At 52.4% G+C, this 12,190-nt stretch carries 12 protein-coding genes, 1 rRNA gene and 1 pseudogene; 3 read left to right on the forward strand and 11 right to left on the reverse strand.

What is annotated here, in order from left to right; genetic code table 11:
- Positions 1-188: ribosomal RNA gene (locus tag SD71_RS05200) — 16S ribosomal RNA — on the reverse strand; the annotation flags it as partial.
- Positions 189-512: 324 nt separating this feature from the next.
- On the reverse strand, positions 513-1,394 hold the full coding sequence (locus SD71_RS05205) for a nucleotidyltransferase-like protein (RefSeq protein WP_235427008.1): 882 nt from the start codon (positions 1,392-1,394) through the stop codon (positions 513-515).
- 206 nt (positions 1,395-1,600) lie between these two features.
- On the opposite strand from SD71_RS05205, the gene SD71_RS05210 reads away from it, so the two are divergent.
- The gene (locus SD71_RS05210; protein WP_041060601.1) at positions 1,601-1,984 is read left to right on the forward strand and encodes a DUF2614 family zinc ribbon-containing protein; all 384 of its coding nucleotides are present in this window, start codon (positions 1,601-1,603) and stop codon (positions 1,982-1,984) included.
- 51 nt (positions 1,985-2,035) lie between these two features.
- Here SD71_RS05210 and SD71_RS05215 read toward each other — a convergent pair whose 3' ends face one another.
- The 9 genes and pseudogenes from SD71_RS05215 to gatC all read right to left on the reverse strand — a co-directional run bounded on the left by SD71_RS05215 (position 2,036) and on the right by gatC (position 10,875).
- Positions 2,036-3,769, reverse strand: coding sequence for a glycosyl hydrolase family 18 protein (locus SD71_RS05215; protein WP_041060604.1), 1,734 nt, complete (start codon positions 3,767-3,769; stop codon positions 2,036-2,038).
- Between the two features lie 154 nt (positions 3,770-3,923).
- Positions 3,924-4,355, reverse strand: a complete 432-nt coding sequence (locus tag SD71_RS05220) for a Fur family transcriptional regulator (RefSeq protein WP_041060810.1) — start codon at positions 4,353-4,355, stop codon at positions 3,924-3,926.
- Between the two features lie 76 nt (positions 4,356-4,431).
- Entirely contained in the window at positions 4,432-5,619 is a 1,188-nt protein-coding gene (locus SD71_RS05225; protein WP_161793338.1) for a DUF4097 family beta strand repeat-containing protein, read from the reverse strand.
- Positions 5,620-5,632: 13 nt separating this feature from the next.
- On the reverse strand, positions 5,633-6,289 hold the full coding sequence (locus SD71_RS05230) for a DUF6677 family protein (RefSeq protein ID WP_052475983.1): 657 nt from the start codon (positions 6,287-6,289) through the stop codon (positions 5,633-5,635).
- 19 nt (positions 6,290-6,308) lie between these two features.
- Positions 6,309-7,015: pseudogene (locus SD71_RS05235) on the reverse strand (MgtC/SapB family protein).
- Between the two features lie 90 nt (positions 7,016-7,105).
- Positions 7,106-7,567, reverse strand: coding sequence for a GNAT family N-acetyltransferase (locus tag SD71_RS05240; protein WP_041060609.1), 462 nt, complete (start codon positions 7,565-7,567; stop codon positions 7,106-7,108).
- A gap of 82 nt (positions 7,568-7,649) precedes the next feature.
- Positions 7,650-9,092: an Asp-tRNA(Asn)/Glu-tRNA(Gln) amidotransferase subunit GatB gene (gatB, locus tag SD71_RS05245; RefSeq protein ID WP_041060612.1), complete on the reverse strand. Its 1,443-nt coding sequence runs from the start codon at positions 9,090-9,092 to the stop codon at positions 7,650-7,652.
- A 12-nt stretch (positions 9,093-9,104) separates the two neighbouring features.
- Positions 9,105-10,565 (reverse strand): Asp-tRNA(Asn)/Glu-tRNA(Gln) amidotransferase subunit GatA, encoded by a 1,461-nt coding sequence (gene gatA, locus SD71_RS05250; protein WP_041060613.1) that lies wholly within the window; start codon positions 10,563-10,565, stop codon positions 9,105-9,107.
- Positions 10,566-10,587: 22 nt separating this feature from the next.
- A complete protein-coding gene (gene gatC / locus SD71_RS05255; protein ID WP_041060616.1) occupies positions 10,588-10,875 on the reverse strand; it encodes an Asp-tRNA(Asn)/Glu-tRNA(Gln) amidotransferase subunit GatC in 288 nt (95 codons plus the stop codon).
- Positions 10,876-11,017: 142 nt separating this feature from the next.
- On the opposite strand from gatC, the gene SD71_RS25475 reads away from it, so the two are divergent.
- Both SD71_RS25475 and SD71_RS25480 read left to right on the forward strand, forming a co-directional pair.
- Complete coding sequence (locus SD71_RS25475; protein WP_052475984.1) at positions 11,018-11,767, forward strand: EAL domain-containing protein; 750 nt, start codon at positions 11,018-11,020, stop codon at positions 11,765-11,767.
- A gap of 19 nt (positions 11,768-11,786) precedes the next feature.
- Positions 11,787-12,083: an EAL domain-containing protein gene (locus tag SD71_RS25480; protein ID WP_052475985.1), complete on the forward strand. Its 297-nt coding sequence runs from the start codon at positions 11,787-11,789 to the stop codon at positions 12,081-12,083.
- Positions 12,084-12,190: the final 107 nt, after the last annotated feature.

Here is a 12,190-nt window from a genome sequence, read left to right on the forward strand (position 1 = left end):
ACTGTTTATCCGGTCTTAGCATTCGTTTCCGAATGTTATCCCGATCTTGTGGGCAGGTTGCCTACGTGTTACTCACCCGTCCGCCGCTAAGCATCAGAGAAGCAAGCTTCTCATCAACTCCGCTCGACTTGCATGTATTAGGCACGCCGCCAGCGTTCGTCCTGAGCCAGGATCAAACTCTCCATAATAGAGAGCCATGAAGGCTCAAAATGCTGACTTAAAAAAGTAAATCGTTGTCTATCGTCCCAAAGGACGACAGGAACCGTATTACGCTCGATGTTCAGTTTTCAAAGAACAATGTTACTGCTTTTTATTACCGTGCCGCTCAAGAGGCGACTTGAATAATATATCACAACCGACTACCTAGATGCAACAACCAATTTATTCCTAATCGGTTGCCGCCTGTTGCTTTACTGCCTCCGCGTCCAACCTTGTTTTCAGCGGCGAGTAATAATTTATCACAGAAACAGAGCCTGAGTCAACGCCAATTTTCTACATATTATTAGCCAAAACTATAGTTGTTTCATCGATGTATAACACAGCTCCATAAGACCCTCGCCGCGATCGCGGGCGGACCTTGCTACCTCCCGGATGCAACCGCGCTTCACAAGCTTTTGCAGCAACAGCGGCAGATCCAACGATAACCCCGATAATTCCGGGTGCTGCCGCAGTTCCGCAACGCTCCAAAATTGCTCACGGCTTTCAATGATGCGAATAAGAAGTGAACAGCACGACTCCATCTTCGTTAACAGCGAAAACTCACAGGCCAGCAGCACCAGTTCAACCCGCTGTTCCAATGTTTCCGAGCTGGTCGTAAGTTCTTCAAACAGCTTGTACAGCCCCGGGTTAACGCGCCGCATTTGTTCCCAGACCGTAAGTTCAGGGTGCAGACCCTGCTCGACCAGCGCGATATCCGCCCAATAATGAAGAGAAGCCATTACGTGAGAGTACGCGTCGAGAGCCTGCCCATCCTTCAGATCCTGTCTGGCCCGCGAATAAGTGCCCACAAAGCGGGAGAATTCGCATAACAACCTTTGCTCGCGTAAAAGCGGTGACCACTCGATCAGCCGGCTGCGCAAATTTTCCAGATAGCCCGTATCATCAATGAGAATATCGCCTTCGAGCAGCCATTGTACGATTTTCCGATTCTCCCCGCTTACAATCCAACGCTCCAGTGTGTCAGGCGTCACCCTGTGGAGTTGTATGCGGGAATCATCCTTAAGCAAATGCTCGGTCTGCTTATCCGCGCTAACTTTCTTCATTACGACTACAGCTAAAAGATCAATACCGTCATTGAAAGGCCGGTAAGAAAATGGATTCGACATCACAAGCAGCCCGACGAGCCCCTGCTCCGCCTTCAACCAGCCGATGTCCATCGATTCCCGATTATCCACACGGACCACCCCATCACATGAAAGCTCGTTACCCGACAGGCCGCATCCCCTGTTGTGGAGTGGTCTGTCCGCCGATTGTAGGCTATAATGAATTTTACGAGTAAGGTCTAGTTCTACAAAAACATCCCATTTCCTGCCTTAGCTGAGAGATGGAATAAGGAGAGGCCGCAGATCGGCCTTACAGAATGATGGGAGAATAAACAAACATGAAATGGAAAGCCAGCAAAATCTCCACCATGCGCACCTGGGGGCTTCTGCTCGTACTGACGGGGATGGGCGTTATGGTGTTCGGTACGAGCGGTATTTTACTATTCGGCAACACCGGGAAAATTATCGCCGCCATTTTTATGGTTCTCGGTATGATCAGCTGTTTTGTCAGCATGGGCATCTACTTTTGGGTGGGAATGCTATCGACCAGCGCCCCTGTCATTGAATGTCCGCACTGCGGCAAACGCACCAAAATGCTTGGCACCACCGACCGATGCATGTATTGTCATACGATTCTGACCAACGACCCTGCGCTGGCCACTGAAAACTCCGAAGAACAACCGTCGGACAGCAGCTCCGCCACGATTCCAAGCGCAAAATGACAAAAACCTCCGCACAGTGACAATAACGTCAACTTGTCCGGAGGTTTTTTGTTAGTCGCTGCTCTGCAGCGTTTTGTCCAGTACGCCCCAAATATCCGATGATTCGAATCCCCGCCGCCAGCTCGCCACTCCGGCCAAATCGTACTTTTTAGCCAATGCGGCACGCGCTTTAATGGAGAAAGCATCCTCGATCCAGATTCTTTTGAGCGTTCCACTCTCGCGGTATTCGACGTAATTCTGTCCGCTTTCCGCTGAGTGTGACGGCTTGAGCTTCTTCTCTTTGATGATCTCATGAGCGGACTCCATACTGAGCGTTTTGGAGCTCACTTTCACACCGCCGTTCCCGTCCGGCTCCTCCGTCCACAAACGCATATATAGAGGTATCCCGAGCAGGAGCTTACCCGCAGGCACGTTATCTTCGCTCAAAATACGCTGTACCGATTTCTCCGCCCAGCCGAGCGAGGATACGGAGCCCGCAACCGGACTTGCCGCCCAATGTTCGTCGTAGGCCATCACCATCATGAAGTCCACGATCTGCCCAAGCCTCTGTCTATCCAGAAACACCGACCACATTTCAGTGGACGACTTCGGGGTGACGTCGATGGAGACGATCAGGTTCTGCTGGTGCAGCAGCGGCGTCATCTCCCGCACAAATTGCACAAGGTTCTCTTTATCATGCGTATACACATTTTCAAAATCGATATTGATGCCCTGAAGTCTGAATGTTTTGGCATAAACGAGCAATTGCTGAATCATCCTCAGGCGAGTCTCGTAAGACCCTAGCGCAGCATGCGTGCGGTCCGGCTCGAAGCCGTTGCTGAACAACCCCCAAACCTGCATTCCTTTCGCACGCGCCCACGCCGAGTAGCCGGCATCCGCATTGCTTTTAATATCGCCGTTACCGTTCAGAAGCTCGAACCACGTGGGACTCACGACATTCACACCAGGCAAATCCCCAATCTTACGCGTATCGGGGTTTGCGCCATACACGGCCTCCCAAGTAAGGTTAATCTTCTTGCCGGTTCCTTTCCATGCCACGAATGGGGCAGTTTCGCCTGCCGAGGAGGTTACCTTCTCGGTTTTCGCTGCATTCACACTTTCTTTAGGCACGTATCCGATATGGCCGGAAGAGGATTGAGCTTTATACCAGCCTTCGCTTTCCCCCCATACCCGCACACCGGCGCCGGAAGCCAAATCTTCGATGATAGCAAATGACTTGTCCGGCCCCTCACGGAGCTTGATTCCCTTTTTCTTATCGCTCGGCACAACGGCACGCGAAATGGAGTCTCCTGGCATCATCAATGTAATAATGCTTGTTGTTTTAGCGGTCTCCGCTTTCACTCCGAACAACTCGGTCAACGGCGCAATCGGTAAATACAGCTCTCCGTTCTTCTTCTCCGCAGCAAACCGCAGCGCGAACGGCTTACGATTCAAGCTTCCTTCCAATTCCCCGGTTTTAAAATGAAGCACTTTCGTGCTTGTGGTGAGAATGATCGATTCCGTCTTTTCCTCGTATCTGACTCCTTCCCCCATCAGCTTCTGAGCGACGGACAACGGAATGCGAAGCCCTTCGGCTTGTCCCAATGCGAACGTCTCGGTCCACTGGCCTTTGACCATGATCGGATGGGGCTTTGATACGTAGGAAGGAACAACATAGGAAGAGTTGGGCTGGCCCGCGATCCACCAGAAGGCGGCAGCACCGGCGATGCAAAATAATAATAAGGCGATGGAACTCCCTTTCCGTCGTCGACGACGGCGAGGTCCGGCTTTTGGAGCCGCACTCACAATTAACTCCCCATTTCAGTCATTCTGGATGTCCGCTGGCTGCGTCTTTCCTTAATCTACGAGCCGAACTCCACAAAAGTTGCGAACGAGCGGTCAAATAAAAAACGCGCCAAGGAATATCGATCCTAAGCGCGCTCATTGCATTAAAAAGAATTTAAGCTTTCATTGCTTTACATGCCGGACATATTCCGTAAATTTCCATGCGATGACCGTGTACGCTGAATCCCGTTGACGCAGCGGCAGCCTCCTCAACCTCTCGTACCGGCTCGTGATCGAAATCGACCATCGTGCCGCAGCTCGTGCATATCGCGTGATAGTGGTCCGACAGATCCGCATCGAATCGGCTCGAGTCATCCCCGTAAGTTAATTCACGCACCAAACCGGCGTCGACAAACACCTTCAGGTTGTTATAAACAGTAGCTACGCTAAGGCTCGGAAATTGCGGAGAGAGAGCCTGATATATATCGTCTGCCGTCGGGTGAACGTATGATTCAATGAGAAAACGAAGTATGGCATACCGTTGCGGAGTCATCCGGACACCGCCGGATTTGAGCTGGCCCACGGCATGCTCCACCCTGGAGTCCATGCTCTTCACAGCCTTTCCTGTATATAGAACCATTTTACGTTTCCACTCCGAACCTTGTCAATGGAGGTTCGGCGTGTCAGGGCTGACGCTTCTGCAGCGACAGATCACCGTGCGTATTCACACGAATACGGTGTGTGCCGTCTCCGAGCGTGCCGCTGACCTCATGATCGCGTACATCCAGCGCCCAATCCGTATTAATATCGCCGAACGAGGAGTTCCCATTCACCGTAACGTCTTCTCCATCAGGCCAGGTCAGAACCACGTCGCCGATCACGCTTGAAACATCCCACGAACCTCCGACCTCCGCACTCGTTACATGAATACGGCCGTTAGCCGTGTGCGCTTTGAGATCCGCATGAACATCGTTCAACGTAATGCTTCCGTTTTTCGTGTCCGCTGTCAGTGAACTGGCAACCTGATCTGCCCGGATACTGCCATTCATCGTTTCCAGCGTTGTTTCCCGTTCAAGCCCGGCAAACTGGATCTTGCCGTTAAATACAGTGACATCCAGCCTCGCATCCACACCGGAGCCCCTCGCGTCCCCATTTTTCACCTCGACAACAATGATCTGCTCGGAGCTCAGCTGCTGCAAATCCACCGCTCCGTTATCGACGGAAATGTCCAACTCGGGCAGCGGGCCCTGGGGCAAGGTAACGGTCAGATTGATTCTCGGTTTATGCATTTTAGCTGCGCCGTAGGGCTTTCCATTTGCAATAATCTGGGCGTGATCCCCGTCTCGAACCTCAACTGCGGACTGCCTCGCGATCTCCGCCGCCTCTTCTGCAGCCGCACCGCTCACATATACGGTTGAATGGATTTCAACTCCGTTCACCGGGCCTTGCTTCACAATAATTCGGCCGTTGCTGTTTTTAAGGCTGATCTTGCGGGTTCTATGATCGATGCCTGGGGTGATCGTACCTTGGTCAAAAGCAACTCCCGATTCGTCGGAGTATTGATGAACGATACCGTCAAACCATTGCGGCAGCCAAGTGAGCTTAAGTTGATTGCCGTTCACTGCGATCACGACGAAGCCGGTCAGAATCGCCGCAGCGATAAAGCCCCCGAAGTCAAAACGCATGCGCTGTGCCGGATCCCGATAAATAAGCTGCATGAACAGAAGCTCGATGCCGAACATTAACAGGAGAACCGGCCACCAAGCACCGATAATCGCCATGGAATCGAGAACCGCAAGATGATCCAATACCAATAGCTCGCCTGCCGCAATCATACCGAGCGCTGCCGTGTATCTGCCGATTCGTATCATGAAGGCACCCCGGTTATTGTTTTGGGCCATGGTGCCCGCGCATTTCCCAGAGCCATAAGCCGGCGCCGGCTGCGATCAGCAGAACCGCTCCGATGATGGAGCCTGAAGAGTTAAAAAGCCAACGGTTCCAACTGATGTCCGTCATCATAAGAACGATGATTGCGGCAGCGCCTAGGAACAGAATGCTTCCCGCGGTAATTCCTTTGGTCCCGCTGCGGACTGCTTCAGGAGGAGCTGCCGTCCAGCCGGATTGCGGCGTCCAACCGCCTGTCGCGGTGAACCGGTCATTCACGTTGTCCGTGCTTTGCAGTGCGTCGAACAAATTATAAAAATAGATGATCGGCAGCAGCAAGCTGAGCAGGACGATAGAAAGCACATTCTCACCTTCGATGGAAACGTACACGATCGCGGTGATATTCAAAGCGATTAACAGCATAAAGACAAGACCTTTAATCATCTGCCCTAAATAAAAATGCCCGATGCCCGGTATTAAGAAAGCGAGCAGACCAGCCAGCCATTTGCTCTTTTTACGCGAGTACCGGCCGGGATCATAAGGATGACCCTGCGGCATGCTGTATCCCGGATAACCGTGTTGCTGCTGTTCATGCGCATCCGGACCGGGAGGCGATTGATAGCTTTGACCGTTCATTCCTCGATCTTGCTCGTTCATCCTGACAACCTCCGATTTTTCATTGTACCGCCGTTACGGACCTGACACCTTCAATCCGATTGAATTCATCGGCGATTGTCAGCAAATATTCCTTCTGAGGCAGGGAAACCGTCAACAGAATATGCTGGTGTCCGACCTTTCCTTGGTCTTCCACCTCGTCCGCATCGAGGAACCGCACCTTCAACAATTTCGCTCCATGCTGCAATAACAGCTGCTGAAAGCTTTCGACAGGCGGCGTCTTCGAATCGGTCGTCACGGTGAAATAGCAATCGCGCCGCTGCTGCATGTATCGCCTTTCCACTATATTTAATCCCCACAGAATGAGCAGCACAAGTACTCCGGACAGCACCGCCGGCATGTAGAATCCCGCGCCGACCGCCAGCCCGACAGCCATGACCACCCAATGGAAGCTGCTGTCGTGAGGCCTTTAATTGATTTTCCCGTAAATAATATCGTTCCGGCTCCCAGAAAACCGACACCCGTTATCACCTGAGCCGCAAGACGGGCCGGATCCAATCGAACATTCGGTTCATGGGCAAATTCGGCGAAACCGTAAATAGAGAGGATCATGATAAGACAGGAGCCGAGGCAAACTAAAGTATGCGTACGCAAGCCTGCCGCATGATTGTTCCGTTCCCTTTCATAGCCGACCAAAGCGCCCAATAATACGGATAATAAAAGCCGGAGAACGATATGCGAGTTCTCGATTACCCATGGATCGCGCATATACATCCCCTTCTTTCAAATGATTTCCACCCATTGTATCATGGGTGATTTTGACCCGACAACGGTTTTCGGACGGAGTATCGACCTGGACTAAGGTCTGAATTGCATGCGAACCATAGTGATATCGAACACCGGCTGGAACGTTTCGGTTCGTATAAACCCGGCGCGCTCATAAAGCTTGATTGCCGGAACATTGCGGATTTCCGCAGTCACATTGCATATTGCCCCGGATGGCAGCTCGGACAGCAAGTGATTTACCAGCTGACTGCCGATTCCTTGGCGAAAATATGCCGGATGCACCATCAAGCGGCACAAAGTGTACTGCATTTCTCCTTCTTGTTCGAAGGAGACTGCGCCCGCGAGCTCCCCGTCCGGAACGCGATAGCCGAAAAAGGTTTCGCCGCAGACTTGCAGGGATTCAACCGTATCCTGCAGCGGCGGCAAATCCAATACGCCGATTAACGCCGCCTCCGCCCGATAAGCCGGGTGCTGAAGCGACCAAACTTCCTCGGCCGTATCCCTGTCCTTGATGTTTAACGTCACGATACCCATTAACGGAGCGATCCCTTCTTATTAGAATGAACAAAACGACACACCCGCCCTAAAGCGGATCTGCCGTTTCCCCATACTCCATTCAACCGTTCAGTCTATCGGTGAGCAGTTTGTTCACCAGACCCGGATTCGCCTTGCCCTTCGTTTCTTTCATGACCTGGCCGACCAGGAAACCGATCGCTTTATCTTTGCCGTTGCGGAAATCTTCAACCGACTGCGGATTGGCCGCGATAACTGCATCGACTATCGAGAGTATGGCACCTTCATCGCTGATCTGCACTAAGCCTTGTTCTTCAACGATCTGCTGAGGCGACTTTCCGGTTTCAACCATTCCCTTGAAGACGGTTTTCGCGATTTTACTGCTAATTGTACCCTTCTCGATCAGTTGAATCATTTCGCCGAGGCCTCGTCCTGTAATCCTCACGTCATCCAGGTCCAAGCCGTTCGCGTTCAAATAACCGAGAAGCTCGCCCATAATCCAATTGGCGGAGGCTTTGGCGTCTGCCGTGTGCTTCAGGCTTTCCTCGAAGAAATCGGCCAGCTTCATCGAGCCGGTAAGCACATCCGCGTCATAGGAGGATAATCCATACTCCTGCATATAACGGGCCTTGCGCGCATCCGGAAGTTCCGGAATCGACGTCTGTACACGGGCTTTCCATTCTGCGTCGATATGCAGACGGACCAGATCCGGATCCGGGAAGTAGCGATAGTCATGAGCTTCCTCTTTGCTTCTCATGCTGATCGTTTTTCCCTGCGCTTCATCCCAGCGCCGGGTTTCCTGAACGACGCGGCTGCCGCTGTCCAGCACTTCGGCCTGCCGTATCTCCTCATATTCCAAGCCGCGCTGCACGCCCCGGAAGGAGTTCATATTCTTCAGCTCGGTACGGGTTCCGAACGGCTCTTGCCCGTAAGGGCGAATGCTGATGTTCGCGTCGCAGCGGAGGCTGCCTTCCTCCATCTTGACATCGGACACGTCGCAATACTGCATGATCGCTCTCAGTTTCTCCAAATAAGCCTTGGCTTCTTCCGGAGAACGGATATCGGGCTCCGATACGATTTCGATCAGAGGTGTCCCTACACGGTTGAAATCGGCCAACGAACCGAAGCCGCCTTCGATATGAGTGAGCTTACCCGCATCTTCCTCCAGATGGAGACGGGTGATGCCGATGCGTTTGGTTTTCCCGTTTACTTCGATGTCGATCCAGCCGTTCAAGCCGATCGGCTGATCGAATTGCGAAATTTGATAAGCTTTCGGTGAATCGGGATAGAAATAGTTTTTACGGTCGAATTTACACCATTCGGCAATCTCGCAATTGAGAGCCATCGCCGCTTTCATGGCGTATTCTACCGCTTGCCTGTTCAATACAGGCAGCACTCCCGGATGCCCGAGACAAACCGGGCAAGTGTGCGTATTGGGCGGCGCGCCGAAAGATGTGGAGCAGCCGCAGAAGATTTTGGATTTCGTATGCAGCTCCACGTGCACTTCCAGCCCGACGACCGTTTCATATTTGGAAACGACAGACATATTATGCTCCTCCTAAGACAACGCCGGACGCGAGTTGTGATGCTCGGTATGGCTTTCATATGCGTGTGCGGCCCGCAGCACCGCCGGTTCGTCGAACGGCTTGCCGATGATTTGCAGGCCGACGGGCATTCCGTCAGCCAATCCGCATGGCACACTAATGGCCGGTAAGCCTGCCAAGCTGACAGGGATCGTACATATATCATTCAGGTACATCGTTAACGGATCATTAATCTGCTCGCCGAGCTTAAAAGCAGTAGTAGGCGCGGTAGGTCCGATGATCAAATCGAATTGTTCGAATACCTGGTCGAAGTCGCGTTTGATTAATGTTCTGGCCTGCTGCGCTTTTTTATAATAAGCATCATAATAACCCGAGCTAAGCGCATAAGTGCCGAGCATAATCCTGCGTTTCACTTCCGCACCGAAGCCTTCGCTGCGGGATCGCCGGTATAAATCCAGCAAGTTCGCCGGATTCTCGGCCCGCACTCCATAACGGACGCCGTCAAAACGCGCCAGATTGGAGGACGCTTCCGAAGACGCGAGCAAATAATAAGCCGCAACGGCATAGTCCGTATGAGGCAGGGATACTTCCTCCCATACGGCGCCCATGGACTCAAACACTTTTAAAGCTTCCAGCACCTTTTCCTTCACTTGAGGGTCGATTCCCTCGCCGAAGTATTCTTTGGGCACACCGATTCTAAGCCCTTTGACATCTCCGTTCAAAGCGGACAAGTAGTCGGGAATATTAACATCAGCGGAAGTGGAATCTCGCTCATCGTGTCCGGCGATCGCTTGCAGGACATAAGCGGTGTCCTCCACATTCTTCGTGATCGGGCCGATCTGATCCAGCGAGGAAGCGAAAGCAACCAGGCCGAAACGGGACACAAGCCCGTAGGTCGGCTTCAGCCCCACGACTCCGCAATAAGCTGCGGGCTGCCGGATCGAGCCGCCGGTATCGGAGCCAAGCGAGAAATAGACTTGTCCTGCTGCGACTGCCGCTGCGGAACCCCCGCTTGAGCCTCCCGGTACCCGTTCAAGATTCCAGGGGTTGCGGGCCGGACGATAGGCCGAGTTTTCGTTGGATCCGCCCATGGCGAACTCGTCCATATTATTCTTCCCGATCGTAACGGATTGCGCCTTGCGAAGTTTCTGCACGACCGTTGCATCATAAATCGGATCGTAATTCTCAAGAAAGCGGCTGCCGCATGTCGTCCGAAGCCCTTCCGTAACCATATTATCTTTAAGCCCGCCCGGCAAGCCGAACAACAAGCCTCGTTCCCCTCCGGAAGCCAGCTGCGCATCCAACTCGGCAGCCTGTTTTCGGGCTCCGTCTTCGTTCAAGGCAAGGAATGCCCCGACTTTATGATCCGTATCGGCAATCCGCCGGAATGAAGCCTCCGTAAGCTCGGAGACGGATAATTCTTTGTTTGCAAGACGGTTATGAATTTCTGATAACCGCATATCGAAAAGCGACATTGTTCAGAGGTCCTCCTTATCGTTATTCCAGAACAGCCGGCACCTTGAACTGGCCGTTTTCCTCATCCGGAGCGTTGCGAAGCACTTTTTCAATCGGCCACGACGGCCTTACCTGATCCTCCCTCATCACATTCGCCATGGGCATAACGTGGCTGGTCGGTTCAATCCCGTCCGTATCAAGTTCATTTAATTTCTCGGCATATTTAAGAATAGCGTTCAACTGTCCGGCGAACTGTTCTTTCTCCGTCTCCGTCAGTTCCAGGCGCGCCAAGTTCGCTACATGCTCGACGTCCTTCAAGTTGATGGTCATGCTTGTCAGGGGCCTCCTTACATCCGCTTATCCAGTCATTCTTTTCATTATATCGGACACGCCCTGGGAACTCAATCAATAGGATTCACATGCCGGATTTCTGGGTAATAATAGAAAATACTATAGTTTAGGAGGGGATGTTATGTCCCATTATCATATAAACAAGCCATCCGTTCCTTTGCGAGATTCCGGCTTTATCGAATTCAAAGTAGATTCGGACACTGCGCGCACCCTGGTGCGTAAAGGCATCAACGATGCTTCTCTATCGGAGGATGTTCCTTTGGGGCTCTATTACAGCGACCAGGAGAAATTATTGCGTCTGATCAGCAAGCTTCAAAAGCGGCTTTCCGAACGCGAAGCGCGCAATGTTCACTGCCGCATTATTTATAACAACGAGCAGCGCGTCGATCCCGAGTATATGGAAGCTTTGGAGCAGGCTTGGTTCCCTGTCGGTAACCTTTTCGGCAGCCTGGGAGGACGCAGCGTTGCGGATTATATTTTACACGGGCTGTACACCACTCATTTGCAGCCTATTGTACAGCCGAACAGCGCGATCGTAGGATATGAGTTTCTGATGCGGCCGCTGCCTGAGCTGTTACCTTTCCGCCCTGCCGAATTGTTCGAGACTGCGCGCACCATCGGGCAGCATTCCTTTCTCGATCGGGCCGCGAGACATTCGGCGATTCGAATGGCATCCTCCCATTTGCAGAACGGCACCAAACGGTTCATCAACTTCCTGCCCTCTTCCCTTCACAGTGAGGAGTGCCTGAAAAGCACTTTTGCCATGATCAGCGATACGGAGACGGATCCCGGCGATTATGTGTTCGAAGTCAATGAAACGGAGAAACTGGACGATCCGGCCTTCAAAAAAAATATTCGAAGTATACCGTGAACAAGGTGTACGCCTCGCGATGGACGATGTAGGCAGCGGCTATGCGACATTGGATGCGGTATCCTTACTGCAGCCTGATTATGTCAAAATGGACCGGCAATGGGTCGACAATTGTGACAGCGATGCGAATAGGCAGCGGTATATCGACGATCTGCTTGAGCGGGTCTCGCGGTTCAATGGCGTCGTTCTTGCCGAGGGTGTGCAACGCGAGGAAGAGTGGACTTATTTACGTAAGGCAGGTGTACCGCTATTCCAAGGCTATCTGTTCGGAAGAGCGGCACCCGTCCCAGCTGCGTCCGGGGTACGGGTTCGATAGTAACGACAAAGGTCCCGGGCCGGTCGCCCGTTATGTTGAAAAACTTATAGGTATGAAAGCAAATAGCGGGCCAAGGGCCCGCTATTTGCTTCATGCTATACTTATAG

This window comes from Cohnella kolymensis (assembly GCF_000829465.1).
Taxonomy (GTDB): domain Bacteria; phylum Bacillota; class Bacilli; order Paenibacillales; family Paenibacillaceae; genus Cohnella; species Cohnella kolymensis.